We start from the raw sequence: 24,757 nt of genomic DNA, 5'->3' as shown, positions 1-24,757 counted from the left end.
TTTCTCGCGCAGCTTTCGCTCACCCATTTGCACGCACGAGTTCCGTTTTCGATTAAAACGTTTCGATATGCGATGAATTGCACAAGTCGTTCGAGATTTATGGAAAGTCGCCAATCCATCCTCTCACAACGAACGGACACATTTCGGGACGCACAATCTGAATCGCTATCGCGAGGCTGCATCCAACCGAGTTGATCTGCTCTGGAAATTCTGGACACAACCGAGTGTTGATTTCTCAGAGCTTGAACCGCTTGGATTTCTCCTCGCACTTCGCCATGAAAAGCGCGTCAACGGAACGAGGACCTTGTGCTGATGTCCATTGCCGGCGCGTCACGCCGCTGCACACTCGATCACCGGTTCACAGCGAATCGGGAAGTTGACCGAATTCGCGATATAGCACTTCGCATGCGCGTCGTGATGCAGATGCGCCGCCCGTTCGCGATCGTCGCCGGCCCGGATCGTCACCTGCGGACGCAGCACGATTTCGGTGAAGCGCCCCGCTTCGGCGCCGTCGAGCATCGTGCCTTCCGCGTGGTCGACGTAGGCCAGCACGCGGATGCCGGCCTCGGAACACAGGTGCAGATACCAGAGCTTGTGGCATGCCGACGCCGACGCGAGCAACAGGTCTTCGGGGTTCCAGCGCGCCGCGTCGCCACGGAACGCCGGATCCGACGAGCCGGGGATATCCGGCTTGGAACCGGCCCGGATCACGTGATCGCGGCCGTACTCGCGATACCCCGATGTGCCGGTGCCCCGATTGCCCGTCCACTCCACCGCGACGCGATACGTGTGTTCGCTCGATGCCATCTCGCTCTCCATTGAAGTCGGTGTCTCGACCGGCCCGAACGCCGTTGCGCGAGGCCCCGCCGGTAGCCGCTATTCTGGCACCGGATCGTCGTTTGGTATACCATTATTCCAAGTCAACGAAACATGCAGGCATGGAAACCAGACTCGACTCCACGGCGGATGCGGTCGCCGCGTCGCTGCGCGACATGATCGTCAACGGCGAGCTGGCGGCCGGCGAGCGGCTCGTCGAGCGCGATCTGGCCGAACGGTTCGGCATCAGCCGGATTCCGATGCGCGAGGCGATCCAGCGGCTGGAACGCGAAGGCCTGCTCGACATCTTCAGGAATCGCGGCGCCGTCGTGCGGATGCTGAGCGCGTCGGACGTGCAGGAAATCTACGACTTGCGCGTGCTGCTCGAAGGCGATGCGATCTACCGCAGCGTGAAGCGGCTCGACGACGAAACACTCGCGCGCGCCGAACTCGTGCATCGGCTGCTCGGCGACGCAACCGTGCCGCGCCGGCAAGGCGAGCTGAACCGCGAATTCCACGCGTTGCTGTATGCGTGCTGCGGCAACGCGCGGCAGTTGAAGTCGATCGCGGAACTGCGCAGCCAGGTCGAACGTTACGAGCGCCTGCAGGCCACGCTGCTCGCGGATACGCCATCGTTCCAGGTCGAGCACGACGCTATCCTCCAGGCGTGCCGCGAACGCAATGCCCGCGGCGCCCGCGCGATGACCGTCGCGCATCTCGAGTCGGCCCGACGCATCGTGCTGCGGCTCGTCGAAGGCGGCTGAGGCCGCCGAGGCGGCGCACGACCGCCCGCGCTTCGCTATGCCGCGTGCGGTACCGGCCCGGTCGTGCCGCGCACCGTCAGCGTCGGCAGCGACGCGACCCGCACGCGCGACGCGTCGTCGCCCTGCCCGCCCGCCTCGCGCAACGTATTGAGCAACTCGACCGCGATTCCGGCCGCCTCGGCGGTCGGAATCGTGACGGTCGTCAGCGTGGGCCGCGTGTCGCGGGCGAGATGGATGTCGGTGATGCCGACGATCGACAGATCCTCCGGCACGCGCCTGCCGCGATCGGCCGCCGCATGCAGCGCGCCGATCGCCGGCAGGTCGTTGGTCGCGACCAGCGCGGTCAACCGCGGGTGCGCATCGAGCAGCCGGCCCGCCGCGCGCACGCCACCTTCGATCGAATCGTGTTCGGCCGCGACGATCGACGCGTCGAGCCCCGCGTCGCGCATCACGTCGACGAAGCCGTCATAGCGCGCCGCCTGCACGCCGCTCGCCGCGCCGCCGACGATCACGCCGATTGTCTCGTGACCGAGCTCGAGCAGATGCCTCGTCGCGATTCGCCCCGCCTCGCGGAAATCGATCGCCACGCACGGCAGCCCGTCGGGCGGCGCCTCGGGCCGCTCCCACAGGCACAGCACGACCGGCACGCCGCGCCGCGCGACGTCGAGCAGATCCGGCAGATGCAGGTTCGCATTGGTCACGAGAATGCCTTCGGAGATCGTGCCGGCGATCTGGTCGAGATACGCGCGCCCCTGCAACGGATCTTCGTTCGTATTGCAGACGATCAGGAACTGCCCGTTGCGGCGCACCGCCCGCTCGACCGCCAGCGCGAACTCCGGATAGAACGGGTTCGCGATGCTCGACACCATCAGCGCGACCGTCGGCGCACGCCCTTCCGCCAGCGCCCGCGCGGCGAGATGCGGCCGATACCCGAGCGCGTCGACCGCTTCGAGCACCCGCGCCCGCGTCGCGTCGCCGACTCGCCCGCGGTCGCGCAGCACGTTCGACACCGTCGCGGCCGTCACGCCGGCACGGCGCGCCACTTCATCCAGAGTTGCCATCGTTTGTCCACTATATGAGACGTCGATCCAATATTTGCTTCGCTCACCGAAGCGGCGCACTATCGCCGCACACCTTGCCGCCCGACCGACGGGCGCGACTCGGCCGCGATCACGTCGCCTCTTTTTTTGATCGCGATGATTAAGCGCTTAATCATGCAGTAAGGCGCATTAAAACATGGAGCGGAGACAATGGCGAGCATCTCGATGCGACGCGTGCAGAAAGCCTATGGCGAGCATGCGCCGGTCATTCGCGACGTCGATCTGGAGATCGGCGCGCACGAGTTCTGCGTGTTTCTCGGGCCGTCCGGATGCGGGAAATCGACGCTGCTGCGCATGATCGCCGGGCTGGAGGATCTGAGCGCGGGCGAGCTGTCGATCGACGGCCGCCGCGTCGACGACGTGCCGGCCGCCGAGCGCGGCGTCGCGATGGTGTTCCAGAGCTACGCGCTGTTTCCGCACATGACGGTGTACGAGAACATGGCCTTCGGGCTGAAGCTCGCGCGCGTGCCGAAGGCCGAGATCGACCGGAAGGTGCGCGACGCCGCGCGGATCCTGCAGCTCGACGCGCTGCTCGAACGCAAGCCGAAGGCGCTGTCGGGCGGCCAGCGGCAGCGCGTCGCGATCGGCCGCGCGATCGTGCGCGAGCCCGGCGTGTTCCTGTTCGACGAGCCGCTGTCGAATCTCGACGCGGCGCTGCGCGGCCAGACCCGCATCGAGATCGCGCGGCTGCACCGGCAGTTCGAACGCGCGAGCGTCGTCTACGTGACGCACGACCAGACCGAGGCGATGACGCTCGCCGACAAGATCGTGCTGCTGCACGCCGGAGCGGATACCGCGCGGCACGGCAGCATCGCGCAGGTCGGCGCGCCGCTCGACCTCTACCACCACCCGGCCAGCCGCTTCGTCGCGGGCTTCATCGGCTCGCCGCGCATGAACTTTCTGCCGGCTGTCGTGACCGCGTGCGACGCGCATCGCACGACCGTCTCGCTCGTGCCGTCCGGCGAAATCTTCGTGCTGCCGCGCGACGGCTCGGCGCTCGGCACCGGCGCCGCCGTGACGCTCGGCATCCGCCCCGAACACCTGACGCTCGGCGCCGCGCCCGATGCGACGACGCTCGCGCGCGACGTCGCGCTCGTCGAACGCCTGGGCGAGCAGACCTACGTGCACCTCGATCCGTGCGGCCAGCCCGGTGCGACGCCGCTGATCGCGAAGGTGCCGGGCGACGCGCAGGTGCGCACCGGCGAACGCGTGCCCGTGCACGCGCCGGCCGCGGCCTGCCATCTGTTCACCGAAGACGGCCGCGCGGTGCCCGCGTGCGCCGACGTCCACGTTCACCACTACGCATAAGGATCGGCATGCGCCTCGGAGTCTGCTACTACCCGGAACACTGGCCGGAATCGATGTGGGCCGACGACGCCCGTCGGATGAAAGCGCTCGGCATCGCGCAGGTACGGATCGCCGAATTCGCATGGAGCCGCATCGAGCCGTCGCCGGGCGAATACGACTGGGGCTGGCTCGACCGTGCGGTCGACGTGCTCGGCGCGGCCGGCCTCGAGATCGTGATGTGCACGCCGACCGCCACGCCGCCGAAATGGCTGGTCGACCGCCATCCCGACATCCTCGCGATCGGCGCCGACGGCCGGCCGCGCACGTTCGGTTCGCGCCGCCACTACGATTTCTCGTCGCCGACCTATCTCGAAGCGTCGCGCCAGATCTGCACGGCGGTCGCCGAACGCTACGGCCGTCATCCGGCCGTGCGCTACTGGCAGACCGACAACGAGCTGGGTTGCCACCAGACCGTCGTCAGCTACTCGCCGGCCGCGCTCGTGCGCTTCCGTGCGTGGCTGCAGGCGCGCTACGGCACGATCGATGCGCTGAACCGTGCGTGGGGCACCGTGTTCTGGAGCATGGAGTATCGCCATTTCGACGAAGTGGACGCGCCCGTGGGCACCGTGACCGAAGCCCATCCGTCGCATCGCCTCGACTACCGGCGCTTCGCGTCCGACGAGCTCGCGCGCTATCACCGGATGCAGGTCGACGTGATCCGTGCACACTCGCCGGGCCGGCCGGTCGCGCACAACTTCATGCAGCTGTTCACCGAGTTCGATCACTACGAAGTCGCGCGCGACCTCGACGTCGCGACGTGGGACAGCTACCCGCTCGGCGCGCTCGAGGAGCTGTGGTTCGCGCCCGACGTGAAGGCGCGCTGGCTGCGCACCGGCCATCCCGATTTCGCGTCGTTCAATCACGACCTGTACCGCGGCATGTCGAAGCTGCCGTTCTGGGTGATGGAACAGCAGCCGGGCCCCGTGAACTGGGCGCACTGGAACCCCGCGCCGCTGCCGGGCATGGTGCGGCTGTGGAGCTGGGAAGCGTTCGCGCACGGCGCCGGCTGCGTGTCGTACTTCCGCTGGCGGCAGGCGCCGTTCGCGCAGGAACAGATGCACGCGGGCCTGAACACCCCCGACAACCGGCTCGACGAAGGCGGCCGCGAAGCGCAGCGCGTCGCGCAGGAGATCGCCGCCGTGCTCGACGCCGGCGCGGATGCCGACGCGAGCGGCCCCGTGCGCGCGCCGGTCGCACTGGTCTTCGACTACGAGGCGAAGTGGCTGTTCGAAGTGCAGCCGCAGGGCGCCGATTTCCACTACCCACGTTTCGCGTTCGAGTACTACTCGGCGCTGCGCTCGCTCGGCCTCGACGTCGACATCGTGTCGGCGCACGCGCCGCTCGACGGCTACCGCCTCGTCGTCGTGCCGCCGCTGCCGATCGTACCGGACGATTTCGCGTCGCGGCTCGCCGCGTCGGGCGCGCATGCGGTGTTCGGGCCGCGCACCGGCTCGAAGACCGCCGACCTGCAGGTTCCGCCGGCGCTGCCGCCCGGCCCGCTCGCGTCGATCCTGCCCGTGCGTGTATGGCGCGTCGAATCGCTGCGGCCGAACGTGACCGAACGGATCGACGGCACGTTGCGCGACGGCGCGCCGTTCGCGGGCGAAGCGCGTCACTGGCGCGACCTCGTCGAATTGAACGACGGCGGCGCACACAGCGTCGTGCACGCGCGCTTCGCCGACGGCCATCCGGCGTGTATCTCGCACGGTACGCTGCACTACTGGGCCGCGCCGTTCGACGATGCGACCACCACGCGACTGTTCGCCGATGTCGCGGCCGAAGCGGGCCTCGCGCCGACGCCGCTCGGCGACGCCGTCCGCGTGAGCCGGCGCGGCGGCCTGACTTACGTGTTCAACTACGCGAACACACCGCACACGATCGACGCGGTGCCGCCGTCCGCGTTCGTGGTCGGCGCGGCCCGGGTCGAGCCGCAAGGCGTGGCCGTTTATCGAAGCCGTTCGTAGCAACCGCCCCGGCGCCGCCGCGCGCCGGTCACGCACAAACAACGACACACAGGACTGGAGACACTCATGACCCATCGCCCTCTTCGCGTCGCTGCCCGCCTGGCGAGCGCCGCCGCCATCGCGTTCGCCTCGTTCGGCGCGACGACGCCCGCCGATGCCGGCACGCTGACGATCAACATCGCGTTCAAGGGCGCAAGCCAGCGCGCCGTGTGGCAGTCGACGATCGAAGCGTTCCACAAGGCGCATCCCGACATCGACGTGAAGCCGACCTTCGTCGACGAGGAAGCGTACAAGGTGCAGCTCCCCGCCTGGCTCACGACCGTCGCGCCGGACGTCGTGAACTGGCACGCGGGCGAGCGGATGGCGTACTACGCGAAGCGCGGGCTGTTCGAGGACCTGAGCGGCGACTGGACGAAGAACGGCTGGGATGCGATGTACGCGTCGACGCGCAGCGCATCGTCGTACAACGGCAAGCAGTACGCGGCGCCGACCGTCTACTACTCGTGGGGGCTGTTCTACCGCAAGGACCTGTTCCGCAAGGTCGGCATCGCCGACGAACCGAAGACGTGGGACCAGTTTCTCGATGCGTGCAAGAAGCTGAAGGCCGCGGGCATCACGCCCATCGCGATCGGCGGCCGCGATGCGTGGACGCTCGCCGGCTGGTTCGACTATCTCGACCTGCGGCTGAACGGCAACGCGTTCCACCAGCAACTGATGGCCGGCGACGTGCCGTACACCGACCCGCGCGTGAAGAAGGTCTACACGACGTGGAAATCGCTGATCGATGCCGGTTACTTCATCGACAACGCGCTGTCCTACGATCTCGACGGCGCGCAGCCGTTCCTGTTCCAGGGCAAGGCCGCGATGATGCTGATGGGCACCTTCATCGCGGCGGGTTTCCCGCCGAACGTCAAGCCGGAAATGGGCTACTACCGCTTCCCGATCATCGACCCGAAGGTGCCGACCGCCGAAGACGGCCCGGTCGAATCGCTGCACATCCCGACCAAGGCGAAGAACAAGGCCGACGCGCACACGTTCCTCGCGTTCGTCGAAACGCCGGAGATCGGCGCGAAGCTCGCCGAAGGGCTCGGCTCGCTGTCGGCCAACAGCAAGTCGCCGGAGCCGGCCGATCCGATCTCGCGCATCGGCTTCCGGATCCTCGCCGACACGAAGGGCGGCGTCGCGCAGTTCTACGATCGCGACATGACCAAGGAAATGGCCGACGAAGGGATGAAGGGCATGCAGCAGTTCCTCGCGAATCCCGCGCAACTCGATACGGTGCTCGCGCAGCTCGAACAGACCCGCAAGCGGATCTACAAGAAGTGACCGCGTGACCCAACCGGCGGCCGCGCGCCGCCGTGTCCGTTCAGGAGGCTTGCCGTGTCCAGTCCGATCGCGCCCCCCCCGCCCGCCGGCACCGCGCCGCCGACGCGCGGCCCATCCGCCGCCACGCTGCCCGCGCGCCGCCCGTCGCCCGCCGTGCGGCGGCAACGGCGCGCCGCGTGGCTCTTTCTCGCGCCGGCCTGCGCGATGGTGGCCGTCTATGTGATCTGGCCGATCCTGTCGACGCTGTGGCTGAGCCTGTACAACTGGGACGGGATGACCGAGCGCACCTTCGTCGGTCTCGCGAACTATGCGGAGCTGCTGCACGCGCCGACGTTCTACACGGCGCTGCGCAACAACGTGATCTGGCTCGTGCTGTTCATGCTCGCGCCGCCGCTCGGCCTCGCGCTCGCGCTGTACCTGAACCAGGCGGTCGGCGGCATCCGGCTCGTGAAGTCGCTGTTCTTCGCACCGTTCGTGCTGTCGGGCGTGGTCGTCGGGCTGATCTTCTCGTGGTTCTACGATCCGACCTTCGGGCTGCTCGCGCTGCTCGCCGGCCATGGCATCCCGGTGCTCGGCGACGCGCGCTATGCGACGTTCGGCATCGTGTTCGCCGCGCTGTGGCCGCAAACGGCGTACTGCATGATCCTGTACCTGACCGGCCTCACGTCGGTCAACCCGGAACAGATCGAGGCCGCGCGAATGGAAGGCGCGCGCGGCTTCGCGCTGCTGTGGCACGTCGTGCTGCCGCAACTGCGGCCGACCACCTTCATGGCGATCGTCGTCACGGTGATCGGCGCGCTGCGCAGCTTCGACCTGATCTCGGTGATGACGGGCGGCGGCCCGTTCGAAAGCTCGACCGTGCTCGCGTATTACATGTACGACCAGGCGATCAAGTACTACCGGCTCGGCTATTCCGCCTCGATCGCGGTCGTGCTGTTCGCGATCATGCTCGTCTACATCGTGTTCCAGTTGCGCCGCATGCTGCGCAACGAGCAGTGATTTTCGGGAGTGCGCTCATCATGTTTCCGACACCCGTCGCCCACTGGAAGCCGGTATCGCGCCGGCTGTACAAGCTGTCGCTGCCCGTCGCGCTGCTCATCTGGCTGCTGCCGATGATCGCGGTGTTCGTCACATCGGTGCGCTCGACCGAGGAGCTCGTCGAAGGTCACTACTGGGGCTGGCCGCGCCGCTTCGCGATGATCGAGAACTATCGCGACGCGCTGACCACGTCGCCGATGCTGCATTACTTCTGGAACAGCGTGCAGATCACCGTGCCGTCGGTCATCGGCTCGATCGCGCTCGCGGCGATGGCCGGCTTCGCGCTCGCGACCTATCGGTTTCGCGGCAATACCGCGCTGTTCGGCACGTTCGTCGCCGGCAATTTCGTGCCGGTGCAGGTGCTGATGATTCCGGTGCGCGACCTGTCGCTGCGGCTCGGCGTGTTCAATACCGTCGAAGCGCTGATCCTGTTTCACGTCGCGTTCCAGACGGGCTTCTGCACGCTGTTCCTGCGCAACTTCATCAAGCAGTTGCCGTTCGAGCTGATCGAGGCGGCGCGCATCGAAGGCGCGGGCGAATGGACGGTGTTCTGGCGAATCGTGCTGCCGCTGATCCGGCCGGCGCTCGCCGCGCTCGCGATTCTCGTGTTCACGTTCGTGTGGAACGATTACTTCTGGGCGCTGTGCCTCACGCAAGGCGACGAGGCGGCTCCGATCACAGCGGGCGTCGCGGCGCTGAAGGGGCAATGGACGACGTCGTGGAATCTCGTATCGGCCGGGTCGATTCTCGCCGCGCTGCCGTCGGTCGCGATGTTCTTCGCGATGCAGAAGCATTTCGTCGCGGGGCTCACGTTCGGTGCGACGAAGGGCTGAACGCGCCGCGTCTTCTCATCTCCCCCTCCGCATCGTGAGGTTGCCCGCTTCGGCGGGCTTTTTTCGTTGCGGATTTTGTTGCGGATCCGGGTAGGGTCGCCTGGCGAACCCGGCCCGCCGTCCAGGCTTCGACGTCATCGACCGATCAAACTCGTCGCTCGGCGGGGCTTCGACGCGCGTGGGCGTCAGGGCACGACTTTGCCCGACATCGATTCAACTAGGCATACTTGTCGCCGACCGTACTGCGAATCGGATGGGTGTCGTACACGATGACCATCCGTTCGATGAGCCCCGCCGTGTCGAACTCGAACACGTCGACGCATTCGAAGCGCGCCACCGAACCGTCTTTCAGGGCCCAGTCGTAGATGAAGTAACCTGTCGCACGTCGAGCCCCGCTCGTGCTGACGCAGATATCGATCGGCGTGATCCTGCTTGCTCCCGATGCGGCAGCGACCTTCGAAAAGAAGGGCCCGGGATGCATCCAGCCGAGAAATGGCGAGAAAATCTGCGCGTCCGGCGTAAACAGCGCGCAAATGGCGCTGACGTCGCCTCGCTCCAGCTCCCGAAGGTAAGCGCGAACCTGTTCCGTGTAGAGTGATTCCGACGTTGAGCCCAAAATTATCCTCCGATCATTCGTCGACGACCCCGTTCATTCGCGAGAACAGGGCATCCGGTAGACGCACGATAGCGACGCACCGATGACCGAACAATCGAAAAATTTGCAACCCGGGTATGCGGCGCATGCATATCCGCTGGCCGATCTGACGCGACCGCTCCCGCCCTTGGCGGCGATTCAGTCGTTCGTCGCCGCGGCGCAGTTGGGCAGCGTCAGCAAGGCCGCGGATCATCTCTGCCGCACGCAGGGCGCAGTGAGCCGCCAGATACAGCAGTTGGAAACGCATTACCGATGCGCACTGTTCGTGCGCCATGTATCGGGGCTGACGTTGACGCCGGAAGGCAATGCACTGCTGACGGTCGCGGTCGACGTGCTCGCGCAATTGGTCGGGCATGCGGATGCCCATGCACGGGCGACCTCGGTGCTCACGTTGAAGTTGCCGTCCACGTTCGCCGTTCGCTGGTTGCTCCCACGGCTGCCGGACATTCATCGCGCGATGAGCGGGACGGAGCTGCGTATTTCGACATCCGCGGACGACACGCCGGATTTCGCCACGTCCGACGTCGACGCCATCATCGTGCGGGGCACGGGACAATGGACCGGCACGGAAGCGATACCGCTGTTTCCCGAGCGGCTCACGCCAATGTGCGCGCCCGCATTGGCGACATCGCTGCGATCCGTTGCCGACCTCGCGCATGTCGATTTGCTCCATCCCGGGCCCAGCCGCGCAGAGTGGCGATGCTGGCTCGATCACGTGGGGGCACGCCAGATCGATGCGGGACGCGGGCTCGTATTCGATACCCTCGAATTGACGCTCGCGGCATCGACGGAAGGACACGGAATTGCAATCGGCGACCCGCGCATGGCGCGAGACCGACTCCGTGCCGGATCGCTCGTGACACCGTTCGAGGATGTGGCTGAAGACGGCCTTTCCTACTTCCTCGTCTATCCGCCGCAACGGGCGGCACAACCGAAAATTCGCGCCCTCGCCGATATCCTGCTACGACTGGCGCGAGAAGATTGATCGACAGGCAAGCGTCCGATACGCGGTGCGGCGCCGACCTTCGAATGGCGCCCCCAAACCTGTCGACGAATGACGGTCCCGGTCAGAGATCTCCGCGCACTTCACCGGTTCCCAGCGCGCTGCGCTGCCGGTTGACTTCCGCCCAAAGCGCATCGCTGTCGTCTTCGCGCAATACGGCAATGCAGTCCAGTTGATCGTCGGTCACGCCGAAGTACGCCAGAATTTCCCGCCGAACGCCGTCGATGAACTCCGCGTATTCCGGCGTGGCCTGCGCCTGCGCGTGCAGGGCGTCGTATTCCGCATCGTCCACGCCGCCGCCATGCTCGTCGATATAGCGCGAGATCCACTGGTCTCGTTCGCGGTCGTAATCGGCCTCGGCGCGCATCGCTTGCGCGGCCGTGTAGAAATCCAGTTGGGCAAAGGCGGCGATCGCCGCCGTTGTCGTCTTGTCGAATGTCGTCGTCATTCCATCTCTCACTTCAGTCATCGCCCATCATGGGTCACGCGGGGAAGCCGCGATCGCGCGCGGTTTCAGGTCGCGAACGAGAAGGCCGGCGGTTCCGAACCGCGGTCACTGCATCGGACGGTTCGATCGTATCGGGCACGTTGAAAGGGAAGGGTTCAGTCTACCTGGACGGTTTGCCAGGTTTGCCACGCCCGCCGGCCGATTTGCCGGCAGCCTTCCCCGCCGGCGGCTTGGCCGCAGGTTTGCTGCGCGGCTTCTGCACGCTGAACGGGCTACCGATGGTGTAGTCCCGATCCTGACCCGCGGCCGTCGCATGCTGCGCGCCGGACTTGCGCTTGGCTTCGCCACCTTGCGTACGCGGCTGCTTGCCCGGCGCCTGCCTGGCGACTGGCGCAGCGTTCGGCACCTTGGGCTTCTTCGGCTTTTTCGGTTTCTTGATGATCTGGCCCGTCGCGCTGGTTTCCGGCACGCGGTGTTCGGCTTCGAAGCCCGGCTCTTCTTCCCGCCGCAGCGTCTGCCGGATCAGTGCTTCGATCGCGGCCAGTTGCGGCGCTTCATCGGCACACACGAGAGACACCGCCACGCCGCTGGCGCCCGCGCGGCCGGTGCGGCCGATACGGTGCACGTAGTCTTGCGCGACGATCGGCAGATCGACGTTGATCACCAGCGGCAGATCGTCGATATCCAGCCCGCGCGCCGCCACGTCGGTGGCGACCAGCATCTGCACCTCACCCGTCTTGAATCGCTCCAGCGCGCGCAAACGCGCGGGTTGCGGCTTGTCGCCGTGGATCGTATCGACCGCGTAGCCCGCTTTCTCCAGCATGAGCGCCAGATAATCGACGCCATTGCGGGTCTTGACGAATACCAGCGCGTGCTCCCACTTGTTTTGCGCCACCAGGTGCATGAAGAGATCGGGCTTGTTCCGCTTGTCGACCGGCACCACCCATTGCTTGATCTTGCTCGCCGTGGCGTTGGGCAGGCTGACGCTGATATCGACCGGGTTGCGCAGAATGCCCGCCGCCATCTTCCGGATTTCGTCGGAGAACGTGGCCGAGAACAGCAGCGTCTGGCGCTTGGCGGGCAATGCGGCAAAGACCGCGTCGAGTTCGCGCGCGAAGCCGAGATCCAGCATGCGGTCGGCTTCGTCCAGCACCAGCGCCTGCACCTGATCGAACTGCACGGCGTTCTGGCGATGGAGGTCGAGCAAGCGGCCCGGCGTGGCAACGAGCACATCCACGCCCTTGCGCAGCTTCATCATCTGGGGATTGATGCTCACGCCGCCGTACGCGGCCAGAAATCGCAGATCGAGCCCTTTGCCGTACGCGACGAAGCTTTGCAGCACCTGTTCGGCCAGTTCCCGCGTGGGCACCAGCACCAGCACGCGCGCACGGTTGCTGGACACCGCCGGGCCGTGTTGCACCAGCCGTTGCAGCAGCGGCAGCGCGAAGCCGGCCGTCTTGCCGGTGCCGGTCTGCGCCGCGGCCATGACGTCCTTGCCGCCGAGCACGGCGGGAATCGCCTTGGCCTGCACCGGCGTGGGTGTCTGGTAATTGAGGCTCTGCACATTACGCAGCAACGGCTCGATCAGGCCAAGCGAGGCAAAAGACATGGACGTATTCCGGGCGAAAACCGCAATTCTAGCGGTTGCCGCCGAGGTTGCGCCCCGTCCGCGCCGCCGCGCAACCGCATAGCCACCGCCCCGATATGCTTCTCGTGCGCAACCGGCATCGGCGACAACGCGCGCGGCGGCGCGCGGCCGTCGCGAGACGAAGGCGTATGAGGATATGATCGACGGTGGCCGCACCGCGCTCCTGAGCGCGCCGTCGGCGGGATGGCTCGAAGGCGGCGTGCCGGTCGCGGTCGGCGGCCGGATAACGGGCGCGATCGGCGTGTCTGGCGTAAAGTCCGAACAGGACGCGCAGATCGCCCGCGCCGGCACACGAAGCGTCGCGGAATAACCAGCCAAGCCGCACGCGTTTTTCATTCCCCGGGAGGATTCACGATGATCGACCAAGCAGGACTGCAAGTCGCGCCAGCGCTGAGCCAGTTCATTGAAAACGAAGCGCTGCCGGGCACCGGCATCGACAAGGCCGCGTTCTGGAGCGGTTTCTCGGCCCTGGTGCACGATCTCGCGCCGCGCAACCGCGAGCTGCTCGCCGAACGCGACCGCCTGCAGCAGGAACTCGACGCGTGGCATCGCGCGCACCCCGGCCCGGTACGCGACCATGCCGCGTATCGCGCATTCCTCGAACAAATCGGCTATCTCGTGCCGGTCCCGTCGAACGTCGCGGCAGCCACCGCGAACGTCGACAGCGAGATCGCCACGCAGGCCGGCCCGCAGCTCGTCGTGCCGCTGTCGAACGCGCGCTATGCGCTGAACGCCGCGAACGCGCGCTGGGGCAGCCTGTACGACGCGCTGTACGGCACCGATGCGCTGCCCGAGGACGGCGGCGCCGAACGCACGTCGGCCTACAACCCGACGCGCGGCCAGCGCGTGATCGACTACGCGCGCGGCGTGCTCGACAACGCCGCGCCGCTCGCGAGCGGCTCGCACCGCGACGCGCTGCGCTACCGCGTGCAGGACGGCCAGCTCGCCGTCGAAACCGGCAAGGGCGTCGTGCATCTCGCGCAGCCCGCGCAATTCGTCGGCTATCAGGGTGCCGCCGACGCGCCGTCCGCGATTCTGCTGAAGCACAACGGCCTGCATCTCGAGATCCAGATCGATGCGTCGACGCCGATCGGCCGCGCCGATCTCGCGAACGTGAAGGACGTCGTGCTCGAAGCCGCGGTCAGCACGATCATCGACTGCGAGGATTCGGTCGCGGCGGTCGACGCCGACGACAAGGTCCAGCTCTACCGCAACTGGCTCGGCCTGATGCAGGGCACGCTCGCCGAGGAAGTCGCGAAGGGCGGCAAGGTCTTCACGCGCCGCCTGAACGCCGATCGCGAGTACACGACGCCGGCCGGCGGCACGCTGTCGCTGCACGGCCGCTCGCTGCTGTTCGTGCGCAACGTCGGCCACCTGATGACCAACGGCGCGGTGCTCGACCGTGACGGCAACGAGATTCCGGAAGGGATCCTCGACGGCGTCGTCACGACGCTGTGCGCGCTGCACGACCTGAAGGCCAAGCGCAATTCGCGCACGGGCTCGATCTACATCGTGAAGCCGAAGATGCACGGCCCGGCCGAAGTCGCGTTCGCCGACACGCTGTTCGCGCGCATCGAGGATCTGTACGGCCTGCCGCGCAACACGCTGAAGATGGGCATCATGGACGAGGAGCGCCGCACCAGCGTGAACCTCGCCGCGTGTATCGCCGCCGCCGCCGCGCGCGTCGCGTTCATCAACACCGGCTTCCTCGATCGCACCGGCGACGAGATGCACACCGCGATGGAAGCGGGCCCGATGATCCGCAAGGGCGACATGAAGTCGTCGGCGTGGATCCAGTCGTACGAGCGCAACAACGTGCTCGCGGGCCTGTCGGCCGGCCTGCGCGGCCGCGCGCAGATCGGCAAGGGCATGTGGGCGATGCCGGACCTGATGCACGCGATGCTCGAGCAGAAGATCGCGCATCCGCGCGCCGGCGCGAACACCGCGTGGGTGCCGTCGCCGACCGCCGCGACGCTGCACGCGCTGCACTACCACCTCGTCGACGTGCAGGCCGTCCAGCAGGAACTCGAGAAGACGCCGTACGCGAGCGAGCGCGACGCGCTGCTCGAAGGGCTGCTGACGGTGCCGGTCGTCGAGCGCGCCGCGTGGAGCGAGGCCGAGATCCTCAGCGAAGTCGAGAACAACGCGCAGGGCATTCTCGGCTACGTCGTGCGCTGGGTCGAACAGGGCGTCGGCTGCTCGAAGGTGCCGGACATCCACGACGTCGGCCTGATGGAAGATCGCGCGACGCTGCGCATTTCGAGCCAGCACATCGCGAACTGGCTGCGCCACGGCGTGATCACCGAGGCATTCGTGCTCGACGTGTTCAAGCGGATGGCCCGCGTCGTCGACCAGCAGAACGCCGGCGACCCGAACTATCGCCCGATGGCGCCCGGCTACGACCAGTCGACCGCGTTCCAGGCCGCGTGCGCGCTCGCGCTGCAAGGCACGTCGCAGCCGAGCGGCTATACCGAGCCACTGCTGCATCGGTTCCGGCTCGCGTTCAAGGCGCAACGGCACGGCGCATGATCCTGCGCATGCGGGCGCGCCCGCATGCCGGGTGCCGGCCGTACGCCGGCCTCGCGAAACGGGCAGCCTCGCGGCTGCCCGTTTTCCTATTCGCGCTCACCCGAGCGTTGAAACCGATAATGGGCGCCTGTCGCGCGCTTTCGCGGACGACGCCCTCCGGCCGTTGTTTCGCCGGTGTCCGCAACCGTTTGCCGCGCGACCTGTGCCGCCGCCCCGCAAAGCCTTGCGCCACAACGCTCCGCCCGATATCGCCAAGCGCCGGATCATGCCGTAATTTGACCCTGATCAATGGCTTGCGACATTTTCCGCGCACGCAAACACGCGCGTTATACTCCGTGGCATTCGCGCCGCGCAATTCGTCGGATCGTCGAATTGCGGCAGATGTTAACCGTGAATACAGGATTTATCGGTTTATCTGGCCGCGATTGCCGATAATCGGCGCCGGTTTTCTCTACTGAACGGCAGGCATGCACGGAAAGGGCCGCGCACCGGGTCGCCACCCGCAGTCATACGAATAATCGCATCGGCCCGCTGCCCGGCGACGATGCCTCTCCGATCCACGGACCATGGCAGAAACCGATTACGCAGTGCCCAGCGAATCCGGCCTGACGAGCCGTGTCGCCGCTCATCTACGCCGGTTCCTGCTGCCGCATCTGATCTTCTACACGGGGCTGCTGATCGCGCTGATCCTGCTGCTCCTGTGCGGGATCGTGCTGTACGAAGGCCGGATCGATGCGCGCGACCGTTCGCGCAGCATGCAGCAAAATCTCGCGCTGATCGCGTCGTGGGACATCGAACGCAACATCGAGATCTATTCGCTGTCGCTGCAGGCCGTCGTCGAAGGCATGAACGACCCCGCGGTCGTCGCCTTGCCGATGCCGCTGCGCCGCCAGGTGCTGTTCGACCGCGCGACGACGGCCAAGTACCTCGGCGGCATTTACGTGCTCGACGCGAAAGGCGACATCGCGGTCGACGGCAAGAGCGACGTGCCGCGCCAGGCCAACTTCGGCAACGAGCCGTACTTCACCGTGCACCGCGACCGGCCCGACGTCGGCCTGTACGTCAGCGATCCGTATGATTCGCGGCTGCGCGGCGGCTCGCCGAGCATCGCGCTCAGCCGACGCATCACGCGGCCCGACGGCTCGTTCGGCGGCGTCGCGGTGATGTCGATCCGACTCGAATATTTCCAGAACCTGTTCTCGCGCCTGTCGCTCGGCGATCGCGGCTCGGTCGCGCTGATCAATACGGACGGCAGGATGGTTGCGCGCGAGCCGTACGACCCCAAAATCGTCGGCCGCGACATCAGCCGCGCGAGCACGTTCCGGCACTTCATGACCGCCAGCGAAGGCAGCTTCGCCGATACCGCGTCGATCGACGGCGTGCGGCGCCTGTACGTATTCCGCCACCTCGAACACCTGCCGCTGATCGTCATGGTCGCGCGCTCGGAAGCGGACACCTACGCCGCGTGGTACGACCGTGCGATCCCGATCGGCTCCGCGATGGTCGTGCTCGCGATCGGCTTCGTCGGCCTGTCGCTGCTGCTCGACGTGCAATTGCGCAAGCGCCATCGCGCGGAAACCGAGCTGCAGGCACTCGCGCGCACCGACGGCCTGACGGGGCTCGACAACCGCCGAATGCTCGACGTCACGCTCGCGCGCGAATGGCGGCGCGCCGCGCGCTCGCAACATGCGCTGTCGCTGCTGTTCATCGACGTCGATTACTTCAAGCGCTACAACGACACGCAGGGCCACCAGGCCGGCGACGACGCCCTCGCCGCGGTCGGCCACTGCATCGCCGGCTGCCTGCGCCGCCCGGCCGACTATGCGGCGCGCTACGGCGGCGAGGAATTCGTCGTGGTGCTGCCGGACATCGACACGGACGGCGCGGTGACGATCGCCGAAACGATCCGCACGGGCATCCTCGATCTCGGCATCCGGCACGACGCCGGCACGGCCGGCCGGCTGACGGTGAGCATCGGCGTGACGACCAGCTATCCCGAACGCGACGACAACATCCAGGCCGCGCTGAAGCTGGCCGACGATGCGCTGTACCGCGCGAAGGAAGGCGGGCGCAACCGCATCGTCGTGCAGGCGGCCACGCCGCCGGACGAACTCGCATCGCGGCGCGCCTGAGCAGTCGGGCAGCAGGGGGGCGACCGCCGTCCGCAGGCAAAATCGCCGACAATATCGGCTCGATACGCCACCGCGCCACCGCGGGCCCAGCCCGCGGTCGGCCCGCGCCAAGCCGGCCGCCCCTCGCCGGCCGCGCGGGCTCGCGGCCGCTTCGCACCACCATGAGACTCAAGGCAAAGATCTTCCTTCTGGCCATCGTGCCGTTCCTGCTCGCGATCGCCGGCATCGGCTTCGGCGTGCGCCAACAGGCGACGTCGCTCGCGCGCACGCAGCACGCGACGATCCAGGCCGCGTACCTGTCGAGCAAGGAAGTCGAGCTGAAACACTACGTCGAGCTCGCGACCAGCGCGATCATGCCGCTCTACGACGCGAGCGGCCGCAACGCGCGCGACGACGCGCTGCTGCGCACGCAGGCGCTCGCGATGCTGCAGAAGATGGATTTCGGCCCCGACGGCTATTTCTTCGTCTACGACCTGCACGGCAATTCGCTGATGCATCCGCGCGAGCCCGAGCGCGTCGGCCACAACTTCTGGTCGATGCGCGATCCGCAAGGCGCGCTGACCATCCAGAAGCTGATCGGCGCGGCTTCGCAGGGCGGCGGCTACGTGCGGTACGCATGGCAGCGGCCGTCGACGGGCCGCGTCGCGCCGAAACTCGGCTACGTCGTCGCGCTCGAGCGCTGGGGCTGGATGGTCGGCACCGGCATCTATCTCGACGACGTCGACACCGCACTGCAGCGCATCGACGCGCGCGCGTCCGCGAACATCGAGCGCACGATGAGCTGGCTCACCGCGATCGCGCTCACCGGCGCGGCGGCGATCGCCGTGTGCGCGCTGGTGCTGAACGTCAGCGAGTCGCGCAGCGCCGATGCGAAACTCAAGCTGCTCGCGCAGCGCGTCGTCGAATCGCAGGAGCAGGAGCGCGCGCGGCTGTCGCGCGAACTGCACGACGGGATCAGCCAGATGATGGTGTCCGCGAAGCTGATGCTCGAATCCGCGCTCGCGCGCTTCGAGCGCGGCACGTCGCGCGTGCCCGAAGCCGAGCAGGCGCTCGCGTCGGGCGTCGGGCGGCTCGGCGACACGCTGCGCGAAGTCCGGCGCATCTCGCATGCGCTGCGGCCGTCGATGCTCGACGATCTCGGCCTCGCGGCCGCGCTCGAGCAACTCGTGCGCGAGCTGGGCGCCGAAAGCGGCATCGACATCGGCTATACGCAGGTCGCGCACAGCGGCACGCGGCCGCTGCCCGAAGCCGTCAACACCGCGCTGTTCCGGATCGCGCAGGAAGCGCTGAGCAACATCGTGCATCATGCACGGGCGTCGCGCGCGGCCGTCACGCTCGACGTCGGCGCGCAAACCGTCACGCTGACGATCGCCGACAACGGCTGCGGCTTCGACGCCGAACGCTCGCAGGCCGACGCGCGCCGCGGCATCGGCCTGCGCAACATGCGCGAGCGCCTCGACGCGCTCGGCGGCACGCTGTCGGTCACGTCGCAGGTCGGCCATACCGTCGTGGCCGCACGCGTGCCGCTGCAGCGCGCCGCCGCTTGAACACGCGCCCCCTGACCGGAGACCTTTGCCCATGAGCGCCCCCGATACCGTCCGTCCCGCCGCCCGGCTGCTGCTCGTCGACGATCACCCGCTCGTGCGCGACGGCTTGCGGATGCGGCTCGAAGCGGCCGATCTGTCGGTGGTCGGCGAGGCCGGCAACGCGGACGAGGCGCTCGCGCTGGCCGCGTCGCTCGAACCCGATCTCGCGCTGATGGACGTCGGCATGAACGGCATGAACGGCATCACGCTCGCCGGCGTGTTCCACGAGCGTTTTCCGGGCATTCGCGTGCTGATGCTGTCGATGCACGACAACATCGAGTACGTGACGCAGGCGGTGCGCGCCGGCGCGAGCGGCTATCTGCTGAAGGATTCGCCCGCGAGCGAGATCGTCCGCGCGATCGGCGCGGTGCTGGCCGGGCAAACGTTCTTCAGCGAAGGGCTGGCCGCGCGGATGATCCAGGCCAGCGCGACCGCGTCGCCGCTGGATCGATTGACGCCGCGCGAACGCGACATCCTCGACGCGCTGGCCGAAGGGCTGTCGAGCAAGCAGATCGCGCAACAGACGGGGCTGTCGGTGCGCACGGTCGAGACGCACCGGCTCAACCTGAAGCGCAAGCTGGAGATCGAGGGGCAGGCCGAGCTGATCAAGTTCGCGGTCGAGCATCGGCGGCTGTAGGCGCGCCTGCCGGGCCTATCCGCCGCGAAAGGCGCGACCGATCATATCATCGCGGCGCCGGAAACGGATCGCGCGGCGTTCGTCGATTCGGTGGTCGACGATTGCGTGCGGATGCTCGGCGTCGGCGCATGACGCGCACTCGACGCGCCGCACATGAAAAAGGGCGCCCGAGGGCGCCCTTCGTCCGTCCGGACCGCGGTGTTGCAGCGGCCGTCAGTTCGTCCGCGAATTGTGCTTCTGCAGGTACGCGATCAGCCCGTCGATCCCGCCCGTCGCGATCTGGCTCTTGAACTGGCCCTGATAGACCTGGATCAGCCACGCGCCCGACATGTCGATGTCGTAGATCTTCCAGTCGTTGCCGACCTTGCCGAGACGATAGCCGACCGACTGGCTGTCGCCCGGCGTCGTGACCGTCGACTGCACGAGCGCGTCGGCGCCCGACGCGCCGCCGGCCTTGAACGAGAACTTCGCGTCCTGGTTGCCGAGCTGCGCGAGCGACGCGGCATAGGTGCGCGTCATCAGCAACCGGAACTGCTTGTACAGCTCCTGCTGCTGTTGCGGCGTGGCCTGCTTCCACGCGTCGCCGATCGCGATGCGCGTCGTGCGCTCGAAGTTCGTCACGGGCAGGAAACGCTGCTCGACGACTTGCGTGATTTTCGCCATGTCGCCGCCGCGCGCGGCCGGATCGGCCTTCATCGCATTGACGGTGCCCTCGACCGCGGTGCGGACGACGTCGACCGGCGCGCTCTGCGCGAAAGCGGAAACCGACACGGCGGCCGCCGCGACGAAAGCAAACAAATGACGTTTCATACGAATTTCGCACTCGATGGGAAAAAACGGCCGGCGCTTTGCATCGGCCGGTGGAGCAAAGTATACCGGGCCTGACGCCGCGTTGCCGCCCGGTGACCGACTGTTACCTTTCAGCGCCGTTTGTCACAGGCCCGCGAACGGGGGCGACGCACCGCCGCGGCGATTATGTCAATATCCTCATACAAATGAACCGGCCGCGCGATCCGTTTGCCGCGCCGGGAGCAAATATCCTTCCCGCCCCGAATCTCCCAACGTCACGACCCTCGCGTCGTCGCGCCGGTATACTTGGCTACTTTGCCCTTGCCAGCCGCTCCCCACCGCCACATGGTGACATCTCTCATCGTCCGACTCGTTGCGTGGTCGGTGCGCCGCCCCGTCTGGGTCGTCGTCCTGTCGCTCGTCATCGCCGCCTTCAGCGGCGTCTACGTCGCGCAGCATTTCAAGATCAACACCGACATCAGCAAGCTCGTCGATGCGGAACCGCAATGGGCCGCGCTCGGCAAGGCCGTCGATAAGGCGTTCCCGCAACGCAACGGCACGATCCTCGCGGTCGTCGAGGCGCCCGCGCCCGAATTCGCGACGGCCGCCGCGCATGCGCTGACCGAAGCGCTGCGCAAGGATGCCGACGCCGGCCGCATCGGCCCGGTCGCCGAACCGGGCGGCGGGCCGTTCTTCGAGCACAACGGGCTGCTGTTCCTGTCGCCGCAGGATGTTTCCGATACGACCGAGCAACTCGCGAGCGCGCGTCCGCTCGTCAATGAACTCGCGAAGAACCCGAGCCTCACCGGGCTCGCCACCACGCTGTCCACCACGCTCGGCCAGCCGCTCCTGACCGGCCAGGTGAAGCTGCCCGCGATGGCGAAGCTGCTCGCGCGCAGCGCGGCGACGGTCGACGACGTGCTGGCCGGCAAGCCGGCCGCGTTCTCGTGGCGCGCGCTGGTCGACAACGATGCCGCGCGGCAGCCCGCGCGCGCGTTCGTCACCGTGCAGCCGGTGGTCAACTACGGCGCGCTGAAGGCCGGCGCGGCAACGAGCCAGGTGATCCGCGACGCGGCCCGTTCGCTCGACCTCGAAAAACGCTACGGCGCGATCGTGCGCCTGACCGGCGAACAACCGCTCGCCGACGACGAATTCGCGTCGGTCGAAGACGGCGCCGCACTCAACGGCGCGCTCACGCTGCTCGCCGTGCTCGTCATCCTGTGGCTCGCGCTGCGCTCGAAGCGGATGATCGGTTCGGTGCTCGTCACGCTGTTCGTCGGCCTCGTCGTGACGGCCGCGCTCGGCCTCGCGATGGTCGGCTCGCTGAACATGATCTCGGTCGCGTTCATGGTGCTGTTCGTCGGCCTCGGCGTCGACTTCTCGATCCAGTACGGCGTGAAGTACCGCGAGGAACGCTTCCGCGACGCGCGCATCGATCACGCACTGATCGGCGCCGCGCACTCGATGGGCATGCCGCTCGCGCTGGCCACCGCGGCCGTCGCGGCGAGCTTCTTCTCGTTCATCCCCACCGCCTATCGCGGCGTATCCGAGCTCGGCATGATCGCGGGCGTCGGGATGTTCGTCGCGCTGCTGACCACGCTCACGCTGCTGCCCGCGTTGCTGCGTCTGTTCGCGCCGCCGGGCGAATCGAAGACGCCGGGCTTTCCGTGGCTCGCGCCGGTCGACGATTACCTCGATCGCCATCGCAAGCCGATCCTGATCGGCACGCTCGCGGTCGTGATCGGCGCGCTGCCGCTGCTCGCGTTCCTGCATTTCGACTTCAACCCGCTGCACCTGAAGGATCCGAACAGCGAATCGATGGCGACGCTGCTCGCGCTGAAGGATTCGCCGCAAGCCGCCGTCAACGACGTCACGCTGCTCGCGCCGTCGCTCGCGCAAGCCGATGCGGCCGCGAAGCGCCTCGACGCGCTGCCCGAAGTCGGCCGCACGACCACGCTGTCGACCTTCATCCCCGCCGACCAGCCGGCCAAGCGCGCGGCGATCGCCGGAGCCGCGAGCGAGCTGCTGCCCGCGCTGACGCAGCCGGCCGCGCCGCCCGCGACCGACGCGCAACGCGTGGCCGCGCTCAAGCGCGTGTCCGACCTGCTGAGCTATGCGGCCGAAGATCACCCGGGCCCGGGCGCCGCGGCCACGCAGCACCTGTCCGCGTCGCTCGCGAAGCTCGCCGCCGCCGACAGCGCGACGCGCGACCGTGCCGAACGTGCGTTCTCCGATACGCTGCGCATCGCGCTCGACCAGCTCGCGTCGCTGCTGCAGCCGCAGGACATCACGCGCGAATCGCTGCCGCCGGCGCTCGTGCGCGACTGGGTCGCGCCGGACGGCCACGCGCTCGTGCAGATCTCGCCGAAGGTGCCGAAGGGCGTCGACCCGAACGACGACACGATGCTGCGCCGTTTCGCGAAGGCCGTGAAGGCCGCGGAGCCGGGCGCGACCGGCGGGCCGATCTCGATCCTGCATTCGGCCGACACGATCATCAACGCGTTCCTGCACGCGGCGCTGTGGTCGATCATCTCGATCACGATCCTGCTGTGGGTCACGCTGCGCCGCTTCGGCGACGTGCTGCGCACGCTGGTGCCGCTGCTCGTGTCGGGCATCGTGACGCTCGAGATGTGCGTCGTGCTCGGCATGTCGCTGAACTTCGCGAACATCATCGCGCTGCCGCTGATGCTCGGCGTCGGCGTCGCGTTCAAGGTGTATTTCGTGATGGCGTGGCGCGCGGGGCAGACGGGGCTGCTGCATTCGAGCCTCACGCACGCCGTGCTGTTCAGCGCCGCGACGACGGCGACCGCATTCGGCAGTCTGTGGCTGTCGCACCATCCGGGCACGTCGAGCATGGGCAAGCTGCTCGCGCTGGCCCTGACCTGTACGCTGATCGGCGCCGTGGTGTTCCAGCCCGTCCTGATGGGCAAACCGCGTGTCAAACGCGCCAAGAACCAATCGCAAGGAATCAATGAATAAGGTGCGAATCATTGCGGCGACCGTCGCCGCCAGCGCGATGCTGACCGGCTGCGCGACGGGACCGAACCGCAACCCCAACGACCCGCTCGAGCCGATGAACCGCGCGATGTACAAGTTCAACGACACGGTCGATTCGAACATCGCGGTGCCGATCGCGAAGGGTTACCAGAAGATCACGCCGACGCCGGTGCGCACCGCGATCAGCAACTTCTTCTCGAACCTCGGCGATCTCGGCAACATGGCGAACAACCTGCTGCAGTTGCGCATCACCGATGCGACGCAGGATCTGATGCGCGTGGCGATGAACTCGGTGTTCGGCGTCGCCGGCCTGATCGACATCGCGACGCCGGCCGGGCTGCCGAAGCATCATCAGGATTTCGGGCTGACGATGGCGCGCTGGGGCGTGCCGTCCGGCCCGTACCTCGTGCTGCCCGTGTTCGGGCCGAGCACGATCCGCGACGGCGTTGGCCGCGCGGTGGACGTGCGCTTCAACCTGCTGAACTACATCGAACCGGCCGCGCGCAATCCGATGTACATCGCGCAGTTCATCAGCGCGCGCTCGGACCTGCTCGGCGCGACCGACCTGCTGAAGCAGGCCGCGCTCGACCCGTATTCGTTCGTGCGCGACGCGTACCTGCAGCAGCGCAAGTCGTTGACGTACCGGAGCCAGTCGGCGTCGGCCGCGCCGCCGAGCTACAACGAACCGGGCGAATCGGGTGCCGTGCCGGCGGCCGCGCCGGGCGTGCCGGGGCTGCCGAACTACGAGGATCCGGGCGACGCGGGCGGTGCATCGGGCGCCACGCCGAACAACGCACCGGCCGCGCCAGGATTGCCGCAGTACGACGATCCGGGTGCCGACAACGCGATGCCCGCAAGCGCATCGGCGGCCGCGCCGGTCGCTGCGTCGGCGGCTGCACCGGCGGCCGCTTCGGCCGGTGCGACGACGGCGCCGGCCGCCAACGGCGCGCCGATCGCGCCGGCGATGCCGACGCTGCCAGCGAGCAGCCCGGCCGCGCGGTAACGCCGCAACCGCGGTCGCGCAATCGGGATAGGGGCGGTCAGGCAGCCTGACCGATCCCCTCCCACACCACCCGGCATGCGGGTCCGCACCGGGCGGTTCGAGCAGTTGAGGTCATGAGAGTCGAGGCACGCCCAGACGGTCG

Annotated in this window: 19 protein-coding genes and 1 pseudogene; 14 read left to right on the top strand and 6 right to left on the bottom strand. The window is 67.6% G+C overall.

All coding sequences use genetic code 11. The features are described 5' to 3' along the window. Positions 1 to 330: 330 nt before the first annotated feature. A complete protein-coding gene (locus WS95_RS22540) occupies positions 331 to 807 on the bottom strand; it encodes an OsmC family protein (protein ID WP_059826109.1) in 477 nt (158 codons plus the stop codon). A gap of 131 nt (positions 808 to 938) precedes the next feature. On the opposite strand from WS95_RS22540, the gene WS95_RS22535 reads away from it, so the two are divergent. Then, positions 939 to 1,580 (top strand): GntR family transcriptional regulator, encoded by a 642-nt coding sequence (locus WS95_RS22535; protein ID WP_059826107.1) that lies wholly within the window; start codon positions 939 to 941, stop codon positions 1,578 to 1,580. Between the two features lie 35 nt (positions 1,581 to 1,615). Here the strand turns inward: WS95_RS22535 and WS95_RS22530 are convergent, their stop codons facing one another. Continuing rightward, positions 1,616 to 2,641 (bottom strand): LacI family DNA-binding transcriptional regulator, encoded by a 1,026-nt coding sequence (locus tag WS95_RS22530; RefSeq protein WP_059826105.1) that lies wholly within the window; start codon positions 2,639 to 2,641, stop codon positions 1,616 to 1,618. A gap of 189 nt (positions 2,642 to 2,830) precedes the next feature. Between WS95_RS22530 and WS95_RS22525 the strand changes: the two genes are divergently transcribed. The 5 genes from WS95_RS22525 (at position 2,831) to WS95_RS22505 (ending at position 9,188) form a co-directional block, all read left to right on the top strand. Next, entirely contained in the window at positions 2,831 to 3,988 is a 1,158-nt protein-coding gene (locus WS95_RS22525) for an ABC transporter ATP-binding protein (RefSeq protein ID WP_059826104.1), read from the top strand. Positions 3,989 to 3,996: 8 nt separating this feature from the next. After that, positions 3,997 to 5,991: a beta-galactosidase gene (locus WS95_RS22520; RefSeq protein ID WP_059826103.1), complete on the top strand. Its 1,995-nt coding sequence runs from the start codon at positions 3,997 to 3,999 to the stop codon at positions 5,989 to 5,991. A 66-nt stretch (positions 5,992 to 6,057) separates the two neighbouring features. Further along, positions 6,058 to 7,317: an ABC transporter substrate-binding protein gene (locus tag WS95_RS22515; protein WP_059826101.1), complete on the top strand. Its 1,260-nt coding sequence runs from the start codon at positions 6,058 to 6,060 to the stop codon at positions 7,315 to 7,317. 54 nt (positions 7,318 to 7,371) lie between these two features. Then, positions 7,372 to 8,316: a carbohydrate ABC transporter permease gene (locus tag WS95_RS22510; RefSeq protein WP_059826099.1), complete on the top strand. Its 945-nt coding sequence runs from the start codon at positions 7,372 to 7,374 to the stop codon at positions 8,314 to 8,316. Positions 8,317 to 8,336: 20 nt separating this feature from the next. Beyond that, positions 8,337 to 9,188 carry a carbohydrate ABC transporter permease gene (locus WS95_RS22505; protein ID WP_059780222.1) on the top strand — a complete coding sequence of 284 codons (852 nt, stop codon included), beginning with the start codon at positions 8,337 to 8,339 and terminating at the stop codon, positions 9,186 to 9,188. A gap of 217 nt (positions 9,189 to 9,405) precedes the next feature. Here WS95_RS22505 and WS95_RS22500 read toward each other — a convergent pair whose 3' ends face one another. Further along, complete coding sequence (locus WS95_RS22500; protein ID WP_179950224.1) at positions 9,406 to 9,804, bottom strand: nuclear transport factor 2 family protein; 399 nt, start codon at positions 9,802 to 9,804, stop codon at positions 9,406 to 9,408. Positions 9,805 to 9,886: 82 nt separating this feature from the next. Here WS95_RS22500 and WS95_RS22495 point away from each other — a divergent pair, with 82 nt between their 5' ends. Next, positions 9,887 to 10,828 carry a LysR substrate-binding domain-containing protein gene (locus tag WS95_RS22495; RefSeq protein ID WP_034205837.1) on the top strand — a complete coding sequence of 314 codons (942 nt, stop codon included), beginning with the start codon at positions 9,887 to 9,889 and terminating at the stop codon, positions 10,826 to 10,828. A gap of 82 nt (positions 10,829 to 10,910) precedes the next feature. On the opposite strand, the gene WS95_RS22490 is transcribed toward WS95_RS22495, so the two are convergent. After that, positions 10,911 to 11,294: a hypothetical protein gene (locus tag WS95_RS22490; RefSeq protein WP_034205836.1), complete on the bottom strand. Its 384-nt coding sequence runs from the start codon at positions 11,292 to 11,294 to the stop codon at positions 10,911 to 10,913. 160 nt (positions 11,295 to 11,454) lie between these two features. Further along, positions 11,455 to 12,903, bottom strand: coding sequence for a DEAD/DEAH box helicase (locus WS95_RS22485; RefSeq protein WP_059826093.1), 1,449 nt, complete (start codon positions 12,901 to 12,903; stop codon positions 11,455 to 11,457). 106 nt (positions 12,904 to 13,009) lie between these two features. Here WS95_RS22485 and WS95_RS22480 point away from each other — a divergent pair. From WS95_RS22480 to WS95_RS22460, 5 genes and pseudogenes are all read left to right on the top strand, one after another. Then, positions 13,010 to 13,252, top strand: a pseudogene (locus tag WS95_RS22480) (heme-binding protein); the annotation flags it as partial. A gap of 44 nt (positions 13,253 to 13,296) precedes the next feature. Further along, entirely contained in the window at positions 13,297 to 15,471 is a 2,175-nt protein-coding gene (locus tag WS95_RS22475; protein ID WP_034205834.1) for a malate synthase G, read from the top strand. 566 nt (positions 15,472 to 16,037) lie between these two features. Then, positions 16,038 to 17,603 carry a sensor domain-containing diguanylate cyclase gene (locus WS95_RS22470; protein WP_059826090.1) on the top strand — a complete coding sequence of 522 codons (1,566 nt, stop codon included), beginning with the start codon at positions 16,038 to 16,040 and terminating at the stop codon, positions 17,601 to 17,603. 161 nt (positions 17,604 to 17,764) lie between these two features. Beyond that, positions 17,765 to 19,150 (top strand): cache domain-containing protein, encoded by a 1,386-nt coding sequence (locus WS95_RS22465; protein WP_034205832.1) that lies wholly within the window; start codon positions 17,765 to 17,767, stop codon positions 19,148 to 19,150. A gap of 31 nt (positions 19,151 to 19,181) precedes the next feature. Continuing rightward, positions 19,182 to 19,826 carry a response regulator gene (locus WS95_RS22460; protein ID WP_059826087.1) on the top strand — a complete coding sequence of 215 codons (645 nt, stop codon included), beginning with the start codon at positions 19,182 to 19,184 and terminating at the stop codon, positions 19,824 to 19,826. Positions 19,827 to 20,039: 213 nt separating this feature from the next. On the opposite strand, the gene WS95_RS22455 is transcribed toward WS95_RS22460, so the two are convergent. After that, positions 20,040 to 20,636 (bottom strand): MlaC/ttg2D family ABC transporter substrate-binding protein, encoded by a 597-nt coding sequence (locus WS95_RS22455; RefSeq protein WP_059826084.1) that lies wholly within the window; start codon positions 20,634 to 20,636, stop codon positions 20,040 to 20,042. Positions 20,637 to 20,960: 324 nt separating this feature from the next. On the opposite strand from WS95_RS22455, the gene WS95_RS22450 reads away from it, so the two are divergent. Beyond that, positions 20,961 to 23,594 (top strand): MMPL family transporter, encoded by a 2,634-nt coding sequence (locus WS95_RS22450; protein ID WP_059826082.1) that lies wholly within the window; start codon positions 20,961 to 20,963, stop codon positions 23,592 to 23,594. Continuing rightward, positions 23,587 to 24,615 (top strand): MlaA family lipoprotein, encoded by a 1,029-nt coding sequence (locus tag WS95_RS22445; protein WP_059826078.1) that lies wholly within the window; start codon positions 23,587 to 23,589, stop codon positions 24,613 to 24,615. Before WS95_RS22450 ends, WS95_RS22445 begins: the two co-directional genes overlap by 8 nt. The last annotated feature ends 142 nt before the right edge of the window (positions 24,616 to 24,757 follow it).

Origin of the sequence: Burkholderia sp. MSMB1826 (genome assembly GCF_001526325.1) — a bacterium.
GTDB lineage: Bacteria > Pseudomonadota > Gammaproteobacteria > Burkholderiales > Burkholderiaceae > Burkholderia.
This window is presented reverse-complemented; position numbering and strand designations above follow the sequence as displayed.